Origin of the sequence: Beutenbergia cavernae DSM 12333, from assembly GCF_000023105.1 — a bacterium.
Classification (GTDB): domain Bacteria; phylum Actinomycetota; class Actinomycetes; order Actinomycetales; family Beutenbergiaceae; genus Beutenbergia; species Beutenbergia cavernae.
In genome coordinates, this window is sequence record NC_012669.1 from 3589619 (window position 1) to 3604790 (window position 15172).

Below are 15172 nucleotides of genomic sequence, written 5' to 3' on the forward strand. Positions count from 1 at the left end.
GTGCGTACGCTGAACGCGATGACCGAGCTCGCACCCTCCGACGTCGCCGATCCGCTCGTCGTCCGGACGGTCGCCGTCCCCGACGTGGGTCCGCTCGCCGACCTCCTCCCGCACGACGACCCGCGCGGGGCGATGTCGTGGATCCGACGCGGTGACGGGCTCGTCGCCTGGGGCGAGGCCGCGCGGACCGACGTCGCCGGCCCCGACCGGATGGCCCGGGCTGACGCGTGGTTCGCCGACCTGGGCCGGCGCGCCGTCGTCCGCGACGAGGTCGGCGTACGCGGGACCGGCGCCGTGGCGTTCGGCTCGTTCTCGTTCTCGCCCGACTCCCCCGCCGGCGGATCGCTCGTCGTGCCGCGCGTCGTCATCGGCCGCCGCGACGGCGTCTCCTGGTTGACGACCATCGAGACGGGAGCCCGGGTCGGCCCTCGCCCGTCGCTCGCCCGGGAGCGCTCCGCCGCTGCGCCCGTGCGCGAGCCGCGCGGGGTGCGCTCGCTCGCCGGCGCGCTGGAGCCGGCGGCGTGGCGGCGCGCCGTCGCCGACGTCGTCGCCCGGATCCGGGCCGGGGAGGCGGCCAAGGTCGTGCTCGCGCGCGACTCCTGGGCGAGCGCCGACGAGCCCGTCGACGTCCGCTCCCTCCTCCGCCGGCTCGCCGGCGACTACGACTCGTGCTGGACGTTCGCCGTCGACGGCCTCGTGGGTGCGACACCGGAGCTGCTCGTGCGGCGCGAACGCGGCCTCGTGGCGTCGCGCGTGCTGGCGGGGACCATCCGTCGCACGGGCGACGACGACGCCGACCTCGCGCGTGCGGCGACCCTCGCGAGGTCGTCGAAGGACCTCGAGGAGCACGAGTTCGCCGTGTCGTCCCTCGCCGCTGCGCTCGCGCCGTTCGCGGCCACCGCGAACGTGCCGGAGGTCCCGTCCGTGCTGCACCTGCCGAACGTCATGCACCTCGCGACCGACGTCACCGCCGTCCTGGACGAGGTGGGCGACGAGGCGCCGTCGAGCCTGGCGCTCGCCGCCGCTCTGCACCCGACGGCTGCCGTGTGCGGCACCCCGACCGACGTCGCCGCGCGCATCATCGCGGAGGCCGAGGGCATGGACCGGGGCCGCTACGCGGGTCCCGTGGGATGGCTCGGGGCCGACGGCGACGGCGAGTGGGGCATCGCGCTGCGGTGCGCCGAGGTCTCGACCGACGACCCGCGGCGGCTGCGGCTGTTCGCCGGCTGCGGCATCGTCGCCGCGTCGGACCCCGTGGCCGAGCTGGCCGAGTCCGAGGCGAAGCTCGTGCCCGTGCGGTCGGCGCTCGGCATCGGCTGAGGGCCTCGCGCCGGCTGGGGAGCTGACGACGCCGGGTACCGGACACGGACGCAAAGGGGGAACGTCCGCGCCGACACCCGGCGCCGCTGCCTGAGGGACGGCGTCAGCCGTCGTCACCCCAGGGCAGACCGGGCAGCTGGGGAAGCTGCCCGGGGTCCTCCGACTCGCCCGAGCCCGGCGAACCGGAGTCGGCCGGCGCCTCGTCCGCGGGCCGTGCCGCGAGCGTCGCCGTGACGTCGATCGCCTCGCCGTCGCGGACGACGGTCAGCGTCACCTCGTCGCCGGCCGCGTACTGCCGGACGAAGCCGGTCAGGGACTCGGCCCCGCCGACGGGCTTGCCGTCGATCCCGACGATGACGTCGCCCGGCTGCAGGCCGGCGTCCGCCGCCGGCGTCCCGTCGGTGACCTCCTGGACCTCCGCGCCCTGGCGGGTCACGCCGTCGACTGTCGACGTCGCGTCGCTCAGCGTCACCCCGAGGAACGCGTGCTCGGCGGTCCCGTCCTCGATGAGCTGCTCGGCGACGTCGCGCACCTGGTTGACCGGGATCGCGAAGCCGAGGCCGATGCTGCCGGAGCTGCCGCCGGCCGCGTTCGGCATGGACGCGATCGAGGAGTTGATCCCGATCACCTCGCCGGCGGCGTTGAACAGCGGTCCGCCCGAGTTGCCCGGGTTGATCGCGGCGTCGATCTGGATCGCGTTCGTCACCACCGCGCTGGCGGCGCTGCCGTCCTCCGACGTCGACACGGGGCGGTCGAGCGCCGAGACGATCCCAGTCGTCACGGTGTTGTCCAGGCCGAGCGGGTTGCCGACGGCCATGACCGCCTCGCCGACGGCGACCGCGCCCGAGTCGCCGAGCGTTGCGGCGGCGAGGTCGTCCGGCGCGTCGACGAGCTCGATCACGGCGATGTCGGTGGTCGGGTCGGTCCCGACGACGTTCGCCTCGTAGAGCCGGCCGTCGGCCAGTCGGACCGTGATCTCGCCGTCTCCGGCCCCCGCCACGACGTGGTTGTTCGTCACGACGTAGCCGCTCGCGTCGATGACGACACCCGATCCGGCCACCTCGCCCTGCGCGCTGCTCACGGCGATCGCGACCACGGAGTCCTGGACGGCCGCCGCGACGGCCTGCCAGTCGACGGACCCGTCGGACTGCGTGGGGACGTCCGCCGAGGGCGCGCTGCCGAGGTCCGAGTACGAGGACGACGGCGTCTCCTCGTTGCTGAAGGCCCCGGTGGCCGCCGCCGTGCCGCCAGCGGCGAGCACGGCCGCCACCAGGGCCGCGGCCGCGACGGCCGGCCACGTGCGCCGCTGCTTCGGGGCCGGGGGCTGCTGCGGGGGCGTCGCCCCGCCGAACGTCCCGCCCGGGGGCGGGGGCACGGGGCCGTGCTGGGTCGCCGGGCCGTGCTGGGTCGCCGGTTCGTACGCGAACCCGAGCGGGCTCACGCCGGGGACGGGCTGAGGTGCGTGGGCCGGGGCCGGGTGTGCCTGGCCCGGCGCCTGGGTCGGGGCCGGGTGCTGACCGGGGTGCGCCGCCGGGTGGGCCTGCGGCCGCGCGGGGTGCGCGGCGACGTGCCCGAGCGGCTGCGGTGCCCCGGCGCCGACGAGCACCGGCTCGCCGGCCGGCTGGCGCGCCGTCTCGTGGGCCGCCGATGCGGCGGGCAGCTCCTGCGTGGGCGCGGCCTCGCGGGCGGGCAGCTCCTGAGTGGGCGCGGCCTCGCGGGCGGGCGGCTCCTGGCGCCCGCCCTGCTGGGCCGACGGGTCGACCGACTGCTCCGCAGGGCCGTCCGGCCGCGGCGCGGGGGTCTGGCCCTCGCTGTCGTGCTGTGCGTTCATCTTCGCCTCCGTGGGAAGTGGTCCGACGATGACGAGAAGTGCACACCGCCGGCCTGGCGGGGACCTGAGCGAAGCCTGAGAGCTACCTGGGAACGACTGCTGGCGCCGCCAGCGGCCGGCCGCCCGGCGTCTGCCGGGGTCTGGGCTCAGGAGCGCGGCCGGGTCGGGACCGAGAGCGCAGCCCGGGTCAGGGCTGTGGAGCGCGCCCACTGCGCGACAGGGCAGCTGTCGCCGCCGCGACGATCCGCGCGTCGAGCTCCTGGACGTCGGCGCGCACCTGATCCCGCGCCACGGGCACCTCGACGAGGCTCCGCCCGGGCGCCGGGGCACGCAGCGCGGACTCCAGCGCACGCCTGTCCTCCACACGCACGTGCTCGACGCCGTACGCGGCCGCGAGCGCCGCCAGGTCGACGCCCTGCGGCGTGCCGAAGACCCGCTCGAACTCCCCCGCGAGGCGCTGCTCACCCTGCTCGAGGGTCGCGAAGATCGCGCCGCCGTCGTCGTGCAGGACCACGAGCTGCACCGCGACCTCCCGCTCGAGCGGCCCGCGGGCGAGTCCGCCGGCGTCGTGCAGCAGGGTGAGGTCGCCGAGCAGCGCACGCACCGTCGTACCGGGGCGTGTTGCGATCGCGAGGCCGACGGCGGTCGACACCGTCCCGTCGATCCCCGCGAGCCCGCGGTTGGCGAGGATCTGGGCGTCCGACGGCGCGGCGGCCGTGTCGAGGTGACGCACGGCCATCGACGACCCGGCGAGCAGCACGTCGCCGGACCGCGCGGCAGCGGCGGCCACGAGGCGGGCCACCCCCGGCCCGGTGAGGGCGGCGCGAGCGGCGACGTCGTCGAGCACGAGACCGGCGGCGTCGGACGCGGCACCCCACCGCGCCAGCCACGCCGGGTCGCCGGGCTCGAGCGCGAGAGCGTCAGCCGGCACGTGGAGCGCCCGGGGTGGCGCGAGCCACGGCATCCCCGCGGGGTCGGCCACGACGACCTCGACGTCCGCCCGCCCCAGCAGCCGCGACACCGGCCGGGAGAGCGTCGGCCGGCCGAGGACGACGACGCGCCGGACGGCGTCACCGAGTCCCGGTACGCCGAGGAGCTGTGCCGGGCTGACGACGGCGTTCGGGCCGCCGCGCGCCCCGGACGACGGTTCCGCGAGCAGCGGCAGGCCCGCGGCCTCGGCCAGCCGGCGGGCGGCAGGGCCGGCGGCGTCGCCAGCGATCACGATCGTGCCGGACCCGGCACCGGGCACCGCCCTCGCCGAGAAGTGCGCCGACGCCGACGCATCGGCCGACACCGGCACCGACGCGGAAGGCTCCGTCGGCACGGGGGCCGGCCGCTCCCCGCCCGCCAGCGGCAGGTCCGGCACGAGCGGCTCCCGGAAGGCGACGTTGACGTGCACCGCCCCCGGAACGCCGTCGAGCTCCCGCGCGGACGCCGCGCCGGGAACGCCGCGAGCCGCCGCCACCGCCCGCGCGACGACGTCCCGCACGTCCGGCTCGTGCCCGGGCTCGCCGGGCTCGGCCGGCTCGGACCCACCCGGAGCCGGCATGTCGACGCTCCACCGCGGCCGCGAGACGTCCGTGCCGACCCCGAACAGGTCGACCTGGTCGGTGGTCTGGTTGGCGCCGGTCCCGCGCAGCTCGAGGGGCCGGTCCGCCGAGAGCACGAGCAGCGGCACGCGCGCGTGCCCGGCCTCGAGCACCGCTGGGTGCAGGTTCGCGACCGCCGTGCCCGACGTCGTCACCACCACCGCCGGCTTCCCCGACGCCTTCGCGATCCCGAGCGCGACGAAGCCGGCGCTGCGCTCGTCGATGCGCACGTGCAGCGCGAGGCGCCCGGCGCGTTCCGCGACCAGCAGGGCGTACGCGAGCGGCGCGCTGCGCGAGCCCGGCGCCAGGACGGCGTGCCGCACGCCGTGCTCGACGAGCGCCTCGACGAGCTCCCGCGCCGTGCGCGTCGACGCGTTCTCGCCTCCCGCCGGGGCGCTCACCCGGCCACCTCCGCGAGTCGCGCCCGCCACCGCCGCGCCGTGGCGTCGTCGGCCCCGAGGCCGGCGCTCGACGCCGCCCGCGGCACGACGCGCCGGACGTCCAGCGCACCGTCCGTCGGCAGGAGCGGGTCGGCGACGGCGTCCCGCTCGAACAGGTGGACGGTGGCCAGACCGCACGCGTAGGGCAGCTCCGGCAGCGCGGCGGCGAGCGCGACGCCGGCGGCGATCCCCACGGAGGACTCGAGCGCCGACGACACCACGACCGGCAGCCCCACCTCCTCGGCCAGCCGCAGGCACGCCCGCACGCCACCGAGGGGCTGCACCTTGAGGACGACGACGTCCGCCGCGTCCGCCCGGCGCACGGCCATCGGGTCCGCGGCCCGCCGGATCGACTCGTCGGCGGCGATCGGCACGTGCTGACGACGGCGCAGCGCGGCGAGGTCGGCGACGGCGGCACAGGGCTGCTCGGCGTACTCGAGGCCCCCCGCGGCGCGGTCGAGGAGCGGGAGCCGGTCCAGGGCGGTGCCGAGGTCCCACGCGGCGTTGGCGTCGATCCGCACGGCGCCCTCGGGGCCCAGGGCGTCCCGCACGGCCTCGAGCCGCGCCTGCTCCTGCGCCACGTCCTGCCCCGGCTCCGCGACCTTGACCTTCGCCGTCCGGCAGCCCCCGGACTCGCGGACCAGGCGCGCGGCGTCGTCCGGCCCGACGGCGGGGATCGTGACGTTCACCGGGACCCGGTCGCGCAGCGGCGTGGGCCACCCGACGTCCGCCGCCTCGCGCGCCGCCGCGAGCCACGGCCGCGAGGTGTCGGCGTCGTAGTCCCAGAACGGGGAGAACTCGCCCCACCCGGCGTCGCCGCGCAGCAGGACGCCGTCGCGCACGTCGATGCCGCGGAACCGCTGCCGCAGCGGGGTCGAGTAGACGAGCAGGTCCGCTGGCACGTCCGTCACGATAGGCGGTCGGTACGCCGCACCCGGACGCGGACGATGCGCCGGCCGTCCGTCTCGACGACCTCGAGCACGTGGTCGCCCGCCGGGACGACGTCGCCCGGCTCCGCGACGCGGCCCAGGCGGTCGAGCACGTACCCGCCGACGGTCTCGTAGTCGCCCTCGTCCGCGAGCTCGAAACCGACCTCGTCGGCGAAGTCCTCGAGGTTGAGGCCGGCGTCGACGACGATGTCGCCGTCGCCGGCCTCGTCCGCGACCACCGCCTCGGCGTCGTGCTCGTCGTGGATCTCGCCGACGAGCTCCTCCACGAGGTCCTCGAGCGTGACGATGCCGTCGGTGCCGCCGTACTCGTCGATGACGACGGCGATGTGGATGCGGGCGCGACGCATCATCGACATCGAGGGCAGCAGCGCGTTCGTCGAGGGCAGCACGACGATCTCGCGCACGAGGTCGCGGACGGTGCGGGCCGGCCCGGCACCGGGGGGCGTCAGCGGCAGGGCACCGGCGTCGTCGTCGCCGGCGTGGGTGCCGACCTCGGCGAGGAAGAGGTCGCGCACGTGCACGAAGCCGAGGACGTCGTCGAAGTCCTCGCCGATGACGGGATAGCGCGAGTACGGCTGGCCGACGACGGACCGCGTGGCCTCGTCGATCGCCAGGTCCGCGTCGAGGAAGACGACCTCGTGCCGCGGCCGCATGACCTCGCTGATCGACCGCTCAGCGGCGTCGAAGACGTCCCGCAGGATCCGACGCTCGTCCTCGGGAAGCCCTTCGTGCGCGATGACGAGGTCACGCAGCTCCTCGTCGGACATCTCCTCGCCGGTCGCCGACGGGTCGCCGCCGAACAGGCGGACCACGGCGTTCGTCGAGACCGACAGCAGCCAGATCACCGGCCGCATGAGCGTCGCGAACCGGTCCAGGGTGGGGGCGACGGTGACCGCCACGGAGGACGAGCGCTGCAGCGCTATCCGCTTCGGCACGAGCTCGCCGAGCACCAGGGAGAGGTACGCGATGACGAGCGTGAGGCCCACGAGGGCGAGGGTGTCGGCAAGCGCGTCCGGCACGCCCCAGCCCGCGAGGACGGGGGCGACGTCGGGCGCGATCGTCGAGGCCCCGTAGGCCGCCGAGAAGAACCCTGCGACCGTGACGCCGATCTGGACGGCGGCGAGGAACCGGTTCGGGTCGCGCGCCACGTCGGCGACGCGCGCACCGCGGGCGCTCTTCTTCTCCAGCTGGTCGATCTGGCTCTCGCGGAGCGAGACCAGCGCGATCTCCGTCCCGGCGAAGACGCCACCGATGAGGATGAAGAGCAGGACGAGGCCGACGTTGGCGAGCGTTCCGCCGTCCATCAGGTCCACGCTCCCGTGCGCTCCCGCGGTCCGACAGGGTCGTGGGGTCTTCGATGCGGAGGGTCGTCCATCGCCCCATCGAAGAGCACCACCGGCTCGGCGTGCAACCGCGCCGCCGGTCCGCCCGGACACGCGCCCGGGCGGACCGACGAGGTCAGGCGCCGGGGGCGGCGGTCCCGGACGTGACGGGCTCCGCCGCGCCGTCGCCGGTCACCGCGCGGCGCTGCACCTCGCGGACGACGCGCTCGACGCGCCCGCCGAGCGTCACGTCGACGCTGCTCCAGTAGGCGAACGCCTTGAGCAGGATCGGCTCGGAGACGCCGGCGAGGAGGTGGCCGGCGATGTTGCCCACGAGCCGGTCGCGGGCGGCGTCGTCGAGGACCTCCCGCACGAGCGTGCCCGCCTGGCCGAAGTCGTCGTCGTCCGGCCGCAGCGTGTACGCCCGTCGGACGAACTCGGCGTCGGCGCTCCACGCGTCCGTCTCGGTCACGGCCGCGGGGTCCGCGTGCGGCCCGCCGAAGCTGTTCGGCGCGTACGTCGGGCGGCTCGGCGGGTAGTTCGTGTGCCGCATCGGCCCGGCCTGCGTGTACGACCTCACCTCGACCTCGGGCGCGTTCACCGGCAGCTGCGCGTAGTTCGCCCCGATCCGGTAGCGGTGCGCGTCGCCGTACGCGAAGACCCGGCCGAGCAGCATCTTGTCCGGGGAGAGGCCGATGCCGGGCACCAGGGTCGACGGCGAGAACGCGGCCTGCTCGATCTCGGCGTGGAAGTCCTCGGGGTTGCGGTCGAGCCGCATCGTGCCGACGTCGATGAGCGGGTAGTCCTTCTGCGACCAGACCTTCGTCAGGTCGAACGGGTTGAACCGGTACGCCGCGGCGTCCGCGTACGGCATGACCTGCACCTTGACGCTCCAGCTCGGGAACTCGCCCCGCTCGATCGCCTCGACGAGGTCGCGCCGGTGCGCGTCGGCGTCGATCCCGGCGGTCGCGTCCGCGTCGTCCTGGGTGAGGAACTCGATGCCCTGGTCCGTCTTGAAGTGGTACTTCACCCAGAACCGCTCGCCGCCGGCGTTGACCCACTGGTACGTGTGCGAGCCGAAGCCGTCCATGTGCCGCCACGTGCGCGGGATGCCCCGGTCGCCCATGAGCCACGTGACCTGGTGCGCGGACGCCGGCACCCGCGTCCAGAAGTCCCACTGCATGTCGTGGTCGCGCAGGCCGGTGTCGCTGCGCCGCTTCTGCGAGTGGATGAAGTCCGGGAACTGGATCGAGTCGCGGATGAAGAACACCGGCGTGTTGTTGCCGACGAGGTCGTAGTTCCCCTCCGACGTGTAGAACTTCAGCGCGAAGCCGCGCGGGTCGCGCCACGTGTCCGGCGAACCCTGCTCGCCCGCGACCGTCGAGAACCTGGCGAGCGCGCGCGTCGTCGTCCCGGGCTGGAACAGCGCCGCCTTGGTGTAGCGGCTGACGTCGTGCGTGATCTCGAGCGTGCCGAACGCGCCGCTGCCCTTCGCGTGCACCACGCGCTCCGGCACGCGCTCGCGGTTGAAGTGCGCGAGCTTCTCGACGAGGTAGTGGTCGTGCAGCACGACTGGTCCGTCGGGTCCCGTCGTGAGCGAGTGCTGGTCGCTGCCGACGGGCGCTCCGAAGTCGTTCGTCGTGGCCGGGTGGTGGGACTGGGCGGTCATGTGATCCTTCCGGTGGGAGGTGGCGTCGACGGGGCGCCGACGTCGGCTGGGTCGGTCGAGGAGCTGGCGTCGGCCTGGCAGGCGGGACAGATCCCCCAGTACGTGACCTCGGACTCGGTGAGCGTGAACCCGTGGTCGAGGGACGGCGTCAGGCAGGCGGTGTGCCCGACGGCGCACGGCACATCGACGACGGCGCCGCACCGGCGGCACACGAGGTGGTGGTGGTTGTCGCGCGTGTCGATCTCGTACCGGGCGGACGTGGCGCCGGCGGGGTCGACCCGCCGGACCAGGCCGCCGTCCGTGAGCACGGCGACGACGTCGTAGACGGCCTGGACCGACACGTGCCCGAGGCGGGCGGCGACGTCGCGCACGAGATCCTCGGCCGAGGCGTGCGGGTGCTCGCGCAGGCTGGCGAGGACGGCCACCCGCGGCCGCGTGACACGCAGCCCGCGGGAGCGCAGGGCCGCGACGTCGGCCACGTCAGCGGTCGCGCCCAGGTCACCGCCGCCGTCCGCCATGCTCGCCACCCTACGGACAGAACTGGAATCATTCCACTTTGACCGACCGCCCGGCCCGCGCTAGATGCCCAGCACCGCCCGCGCCGTGAGGAAGTAGATGATGAGCCCGGTGGCGTCGACGAGCGTCGTGACCATCGGCGCCGACACGACGGCCGGGTCGATGCCGAGACGCCGCGCGAGGAGCGGCATCGTGCCGCCGACCGTCGCCGCCCAGGCGCAGATCAGCACGAGGGCGAGGGCGACGACCGCCGCGATCTGCGGGCCGACGAACAACGTCCCGAGGCCGAACGCGAGGGCAGCGAGCAGCAGGCCCAGGAGCAGCCCGACGCGGCACTCGCGCCAGATCACGGCCACGAGGTCCGAGGTGCGCACCTCCCCGACGGCGAGCGCACGCACGCACGACGTCGCCGCCTGGGCGCCGGTGTTGCCGCCCGTCCCGATGAGCAGCGGGATGAACAGGGCGAGCTGGGTCACCTGCTCGAGCGTGCCCTCGAACACCTGCGTGACGCTGACGGTCAGCGTCGCCGCGACGAGCAGCAGGAGCAGCCAGACGACGCGGTAGCGCGCGAGCCGCCACACGGACGCCGCCATGTAGTGCCCGGTCCACGGCTCGGTGCCGGACTGGCGCGCGACGTCCTCGGTGTCCGCGGCCTCGATGACCTCGAGCGCGTCGTCGATGGTGAGGAGCCCGACGACGCGGTCCTCGCTGTCGACCACCGGGAGGTCGAGCACGTTCGTGTCGCGCATCAGCCGTGCGGCGTGCTCGGCGGGGTCGGTCGCGTACGCGCGGGGCGCCGCGGCGTCGACGAGGTCGAGAACGGAACGGTCCGGCGCGCTCAGCACGAGGTCACGCAGGCCGATGACGCCGCGCAGACGGCGCCCGGCGTCCACGACCGGGAGCGTGTACACCGTCTCGGCCGCGTCCCCCCGGTCGCGGATGCGCTGGAGCGACTCGCCCACGGTCAGCCCGTCCGGGAGCGTGAGCACCTCCGGCGTCAGGTAGCGACCGACCGAGCCCTCCGGATAGCCCAGGAGCGCAGACGTCATGTCCCGCTCGCGCGGGCTGAGCCCCGCGAGGACGCGCGTGACGATCGTGGCAGGCGCCTCCTGGAGCATCCGGACCCGGTCGTCCGGATCGAGTCCCTCGACGAGGTCGGCGAACGCCGAGTCGCGCAGGCCGGCGAGGATCGCCTGCTGGTCGATCGGCTCGAGCTCCTCGAACACGGAGATCGCCTGGTCCTTGCCGAGGAGCCGGAAGGCGACCACGGCCTCGACGTTGCTCATGCGGGCGATCTCGTCGGCCACGAGGTGGGCGGGGCGATGATCGAGCAGGTCCTGCGCGCCGCGCAGGTCATGGCGCGCCAACGCGTGCCGGAGGTCGGTGGGCAGGTCGTCGGGCAGCTGGGAGTGCGTCACGGGAGTCACCTCGGCTCATCGGGCTGGTGCCGGCGCGGCGCGGCCGGCGTTGGCTGCAGCCACCGCGCGTCGCCCCGGCAGGAGCGGTCGAGCGAGGTCCCGCCTCGACGGAAGATCAGCGAGGGGTGACGGCGGTGACGAGTAGTCGACTGGGGGGCTCAGCGCGCATCGCCGACCACCTCCTCACACGTCCGCGGCCCGGACTCCTCGGGCCGTCGCCCAGGGTACCCCGGGTCACCACCCGTCGCCGTCAGCGGCGAAGCTCCCGCCGCACCAGCTCCCGGGCCCGCGTGCGCGGGTCGGATCCCTCGCTCAGCGCGCTGATCACCGCGCCGTCGACGACGGCGACCGCCACGTCGGCGTCGAGGCTCACCGCCCCCGCGCCGAGGATCCTGGTGACCGCGGCGTCGATCGCCGGTCGGTGCTCGGCGTACGCCCGCGCCAGGGCGGGCATCGACGCGGCCGCGACCAGGTGCGCGTAGTGCCCGGCGATCTCGCCGTCCGCCGGGAGGATCGCGTCGAGAAGCGCCTCGACGACGTGGCCCTCACGGGCCGGCCGCGCGTCGCCGTCGCGCTCCGCCACCACGCCATCGGCGACCCGCTCGGCACGCTCGACCCAGCCGGCGGCGATCCGGGCCCCGGCGGCAGCGAGGATCGCGTCGAGGTCGGCGAAGTAGTAGGTGGTCGCGGACAGCGACGAGCCCGCGGCCTCCGCGACCGCTCGATGACTGACCGGGGCGCCCGCGAGGACGAGCTCCGTGGCCGCCGCGACGAGCGCGGCCCGCCGGCGCTCGCCCTTCGCGGTCACCATCAGTGCCCGTTGCCGGCGAGGTTGAGGCCGACGATGCCCGCGACGACGAGCACGAGCGACACGACCTTGAGCACCGACACCCCCTCGTCGAGGAAGATCATGCCGACGATCGCCGTGAGGACGGCGCCGACGCCGACCCAGACGGCGTACGCGGTGCCGACGGGCAGCGTGCGCAGGGCGTAGGCGAGCCCGCCCATCGACAGGGCGAGCGTGACGAGGAAGGTGACGGTCGGGACGGGCTTCGAGAAGCCGTCCGACGCCTTGAGGCTGAGTGCCCACGCGGTCTCGAGCATGCCGGACAGGATGAGGACGAACCACGCCATGGGAGTCTCCCGGGGAGCGTGCCGGGGGCGGAGCACGGGGGTCGTGCTGCTGGGCCGGACCGACGCGAGCGACGTTAGCACATTCTGGTACGTTCGTACTAGATCTTGCTCCCGGATACCCTGACGACCGTGAGCGCGCTCCCCTCGGTCTCCGACACGTTCGACCCCACCCGGTGGCGCGAGGTCGACGGGTTCGACCTGACCGACGTCACCTACCACCGCGGGATCGAGCACGTCGGCGGGGACGACGTCGTCCGCGACCTTCCTGTGGTCCGCGTCGCGTTCGACCGGCCCGAGGTGCGCAACGCGTTCCGCCCGCACACCGTGGACGAGCTGTACCGGGTGCTCGACCACGCCCGGATGTCGCCGGACGTGGCCGCCGTGCTGCTGACCGGCAACGGGCCGAGCCCGAAGGACGGCGGCCACGCGTTCTGCTCCGGGGGCGACCAGCGCATCCGCGGCCGCGACGGGTACCGGTACGCGGCCGGGGAGCAGGCCGCCGGAGACGACAGGGCCGCCGGCCCCGATCCCGCACAGGCGGGGCGGCTGCACATCCTCGAGGTGCAGCGACTCATGCGCACGATGCCCAAGGTGGTGATCGCCGTCGTCAACGGCTGGGCGGCCGGCGGCGGGCACAGCCTGCACGTCGTGGCCGACCTCACGATCGCGTCCCGGGAGCACGCCCGGTTCAAGCAGACCGACGCGAACGTCGGCTCGTTCGACGCCGGATACGGCTCCGCGCTGCTGGCGCGGCAGGTGGGCGACAAGCGCGCCCGGGAGATCTTCTTCCTCGCACGCCCGTACGACGCCGAGACGGCGCAGCGGTGGGGTGCGATCAACGAGGCCGTGGATCACGCCCGCCTCGAGGACGTCGCGCTCGAGTACGCGGCGACCATCGCCACGAAGTCGCCGCAGGCGATCCGGATGCTGAAGTTCGCGTTCAACCTCGCCGACGACGGCATGGCCGGCCAGCAGGTCTTCGCCGGCGAGGCAACCCGGCTGGCGTACATGACGGACGAGGCGGTCGAGGGCCGGGACGCGTTCCTCGAGCGGCGCGAACCGGACTGGTCCGCCTTCCCCTACCGCTACTGACGCAGGCAACCTGCGGACCAGCACGCGGGCTGGGCCGATCCAGATCCCCTCCCGCCTCGAACCAGAGGTGTGTGCGCTCATCCCTGGCGCACCCGAGGGACGGAGCACAGTCATGAGGATCATGCGCCGCCGCACCGTCGGGGCGATGCTCGTCAACGGCGCTCTGGTCGCCGGCTCGGTGCTCAGCTCACTGGGGCAGGGCGCTGCGACCGACGTGAGCCCCCAGCACGCACCACGGGGCGACGGGGCGCGCCTGTCCGAGATCGACAGCGGCGTGGACGTGGGTTCCGTCGAGCCGCGACACCTCCCCATGAACGCCGAGGCGCTCGTGGGCCCTGTCGACGACTCGTTCGACGTCGACCTCGGCGTGTGATGAACCGGGCCGTCACGTCGATCTGCGCGGTCGGCGAGCCACGACTCTCGGCCGGCGGGTCCCTCAGCGCCCGCCGAGGAACCTCAGTGCGGCATCGACGAGCATCCCGCCGGCACCCAGCCCGAGGGCGGCGACCCCCGCGAGGATGCCGACCGACAGCACCACCGGCAGCACCGTGCCGAGGCGGCTCGGACGCTCGCCGTCGGAGTCGTCGAGGACCGGGCTCGGGTGTGCGCTCGTCGTGGCCATGCCACGAGCCTCCGCCGGGGCGGCGTGCCGCGTCGTCGGCCCCGAGACCGAACGCTCAACGGCTCCCTCAGCACGGAGGAGGACGGCGCCGTCCACCCTCGGGATGAGGCCGGCTCAGGAGCCCACGGTCGCGATCCTCCTGCGCTCGTCCCTCGCTCCGGGGTCCCTCGCTCCGGAGTCCTCGCTCAGGAGACCTCGACGCTCCCGCCGCTCACCGGCACCAGCTCGACCCACGTGTTGCCGGGCACGAGCTGCACGTCGTTGCCGTCCGCGTCCGTGAGGCGCAGGGGCGAGGCGGTGTCCTCCTTGGACCACGTCACGGCGACCGTCTGTCCCCCGGCCGCCACGAGGCCCTCCCCCTGGCCCGTCATCACGGTCTCGGGCACCGGGTTGCCGCCCGGGTCCAGCGTGCCCGTGTCCTGGACCTGCACGCGCAGCACCACGACGTTCGCCGCCGACAGCTGCTCGCCGGCCGCGGAGACGGCGGCGGAGTCGCCCTCGGACCGCAGCCACCGGCCGGCGTCGGCGCTCCACGCCCACGACGGCCGCGACGACGGGAAAGCCGTGACGATCGTCGACGCCGGGCTGCCGGACCGCACGGCCGTCGCGAGCTCCGGGCGCAGCGCGAACGTGAACTGCGCCGGCGGCGGCGACGTGCGCTCGGCGTCGGCCTGGGCCAGGAAGTCGCCCATGGTGCCGTACACGTTGTGCGGTGCCACCCGGTCGCCCGTGCGGTACATCCCGGCGGCGCCCTCGTCGTGGCTGATCACCTGCAGGCCGGCGTCGCGCATCTGCTGCACGAACTGCGGCTGCCCGCCGGAGAACACGATGAGCCCGTGCAGCGGCCCCGCGATCCCGGCGTCCATCGGGCGCACGGACCGGATCGGCCCCACGGTGTCCGGGATCGTCGAGTGGTAGACCGCGTTGAACCGCGTGATCCCGCCCTCGACGAGCTCCTCCCAGACGACGTCAGCCCCCTCGAGACCCGTCTGCGGCCTGGCCTGCGGGGAGTTCTCGATCTTGACGGCGACGGCGGGGCGGGCCTCCGGCTCGCCGGCCACGCCCGTCAGCGGCCAGGTCGCCGGGATCTCGGGCGCGGGGGGTGCCGTCTTGTCCGTGACCACGGTCGGCTCGATCGTGGTCGGCGGATCCTGGGGAGCCTGCTGCGAGCACGCGGCGAGCGCGAGCGCCCCCGCGAGCACGACGACCCATCCGGCGGCACCTCGGACCTGAGATCTGTCTCGCACGCCCGCCACTGTAACCAGGCGC

14 protein-coding genes are annotated in these 15172 nt (G+C 74.8%); 3 read left to right on the forward strand and 11 right to left on the reverse strand.

The window, feature by feature from the left end; genetic code table 11:
* The first annotated feature begins 18 nt into the window (after window positions 1-18).
* Entirely contained in the window at window positions 19-1320 is a 1302-nt protein-coding gene (locus tag BCAV_RS16295) for an isochorismate synthase (protein ID WP_015883715.1), read from the forward strand.
* A gap of 103 nt (window positions 1321-1423) precedes the next feature.
* On the opposite strand, the gene BCAV_RS16300 is transcribed toward BCAV_RS16295, so the two are convergent.
* The 9 genes from BCAV_RS16300 to BCAV_RS16340 all read right to left on the reverse strand — a co-directional run bounded on the left by BCAV_RS16300 (window position 1424) and on the right by BCAV_RS16340 (window position 12189).
* A complete protein-coding gene (locus tag BCAV_RS16300) occupies window positions 1424-3151 on the reverse strand; it encodes a S1C family serine protease (protein WP_015883716.1) in 1728 nt (575 codons plus the stop codon).
* Between the two features lie 187 nt (window positions 3152-3338).
* Window positions 3339-5141, reverse strand: coding sequence for a 2-succinyl-5-enolpyruvyl-6-hydroxy-3-cyclohexene-1-carboxylic-acid synthase (gene menD, locus BCAV_RS16305; protein WP_015883717.1), 1803 nt, complete (start codon window positions 5139-5141; stop codon window positions 3339-3341).
* Window positions 5138-6091 carry an o-succinylbenzoate synthase gene (locus tag BCAV_RS16310; protein WP_015883718.1) on the reverse strand — a complete coding sequence of 318 codons (954 nt, stop codon included), beginning with the start codon at window positions 6089-6091 and terminating at the stop codon, window positions 5138-5140. The genes menD and BCAV_RS16310 overlap by 4 nt, the downstream gene beginning before the upstream one ends.
* The gene (locus BCAV_RS16315) at window positions 6088-7434 is read right to left on the reverse strand and encodes a hemolysin family protein (RefSeq protein ID WP_015883719.1); all 1347 of its coding nucleotides are present in this window, start codon (window positions 7432-7434) and stop codon (window positions 6088-6090) included. Before BCAV_RS16315 ends, BCAV_RS16310 begins: the two co-directional genes overlap by 4 nt.
* A gap of 154 nt (window positions 7435-7588) precedes the next feature.
* Window positions 7589-9121, reverse strand: coding sequence for a catalase (locus BCAV_RS16320; protein ID WP_015883720.1), 1533 nt, complete (start codon window positions 9119-9121; stop codon window positions 7589-7591).
* Complete coding sequence (locus BCAV_RS16325) at window positions 9118-9639, reverse strand: Fur family transcriptional regulator (RefSeq protein WP_015883721.1); 522 nt, start codon at window positions 9637-9639, stop codon at window positions 9118-9120. The genes BCAV_RS16320 and BCAV_RS16325 overlap by 4 nt, the downstream gene beginning before the upstream one ends.
* Before the next feature lie 60 nt (window positions 9640-9699).
* Complete coding sequence (mgtE, locus tag BCAV_RS16330) at window positions 9700-11055, reverse strand: magnesium transporter (RefSeq protein WP_015883722.1); 1356 nt, start codon at window positions 11053-11055, stop codon at window positions 9700-9702.
* Window positions 11056-11305: 250 nt separating this feature from the next.
* Window positions 11306-11866 (reverse strand): TetR/AcrR family transcriptional regulator, encoded by a 561-nt coding sequence (locus BCAV_RS16335; RefSeq protein WP_015883723.1) that lies wholly within the window; start codon window positions 11864-11866, stop codon window positions 11306-11308.
* A complete protein-coding gene (locus BCAV_RS16340; RefSeq protein WP_015883724.1) occupies window positions 11866-12189 on the reverse strand; it encodes a DMT family transporter in 324 nt (107 codons plus the stop codon). Before BCAV_RS16340 ends, BCAV_RS16335 begins: the two co-directional genes overlap by 1 nt.
* Before the next feature lie 129 nt (window positions 12190-12318).
* Between BCAV_RS16340 and BCAV_RS16345 the strand changes: the two genes are divergently transcribed.
* Both BCAV_RS16345 and BCAV_RS16350 read left to right on the forward strand, forming a co-directional pair.
* Window positions 12319-13281, forward strand: coding sequence for a 1,4-dihydroxy-2-naphthoyl-CoA synthase (locus tag BCAV_RS16345; RefSeq protein WP_015883725.1), 963 nt, complete (start codon window positions 12319-12321; stop codon window positions 13279-13281).
* A 112-nt stretch (window positions 13282-13393) separates the two neighbouring features.
* Window positions 13394-13654: a hypothetical protein gene (locus BCAV_RS16350; protein WP_015883726.1), complete on the forward strand. Its 261-nt coding sequence runs from the start codon at window positions 13394-13396 to the stop codon at window positions 13652-13654.
* A gap of 63 nt (window positions 13655-13717) precedes the next feature.
* Here BCAV_RS16350 and BCAV_RS16355 read toward each other — a convergent pair whose 3' ends face one another.
* A complete protein-coding gene (locus BCAV_RS16355) occupies window positions 13718-13903 on the reverse strand; it encodes a hypothetical protein (RefSeq protein WP_015883727.1) in 186 nt (61 codons plus the stop codon).
* Window positions 13904-14088: 185 nt separating this feature from the next.
* A complete protein-coding gene (locus BCAV_RS16360; RefSeq protein WP_144016801.1) occupies window positions 14089-15150 on the reverse strand; it encodes a DUF3048 domain-containing protein in 1062 nt (353 codons plus the stop codon).
* Between the last annotated feature and the right edge of the window lie 22 nt (window positions 15151-15172).

Coding starts and splice junctions, on each gene's coding strand:
- BCAV_RS16335 (WP_015883723.1), bottom strand. CDS start 11,866: ATGGTGACCGCGAAGGGCGAGCGCCGGCGGGCCGCGCTCGTCGCGGCG.
- BCAV_RS16300 (WP_015883716.1), bottom strand. CDS start 3,151: ATGAACGCACAGCACGACAGCGAGGGCCAGACCCCCGCGCCGCGGCCG.
- BCAV_RS16325 (WP_015883721.1), bottom strand. CDS start 9,639: ATGGCGGACGGCGGCGGTGACCTGGGCGCGACCGCTGACGTGGCCGAC.
- BCAV_RS16315 (WP_015883719.1), bottom strand. CDS start 7,434: ATGGACGGCGGAACGCTCGCCAACGTCGGCCTCGTCCTGCTCTTCATC.
- BCAV_RS16340 (WP_015883724.1), bottom strand. CDS start 12,189: ATGGCGTGGTTCGTCCTCATCCTGTCCGGCATGCTCGAGACCGCGTGG.
- BCAV_RS16350 (WP_015883726.1), top strand. CDS start 13,394: ATGAGGATCATGCGCCGCCGCACCGTCGGGGCGATGCTCGTCAACGGC.
- BCAV_RS16295 (WP_015883715.1), top strand. CDS start 19: ATGACCGAGCTCGCACCCTCCGACGTCGCCGATCCGCTCGTCGTCCGG.
- BCAV_RS16355 (WP_015883727.1), bottom strand. CDS start 13,903: ATGGCCACGACGAGCGCACACCCGAGCCCGGTCCTCGACGACTCCGAC.
- BCAV_RS16320 (WP_015883720.1), bottom strand. CDS start 9,121: ATGACCGCCCAGTCCCACCACCCGGCCACGACGAACGACTTCGGAGCG.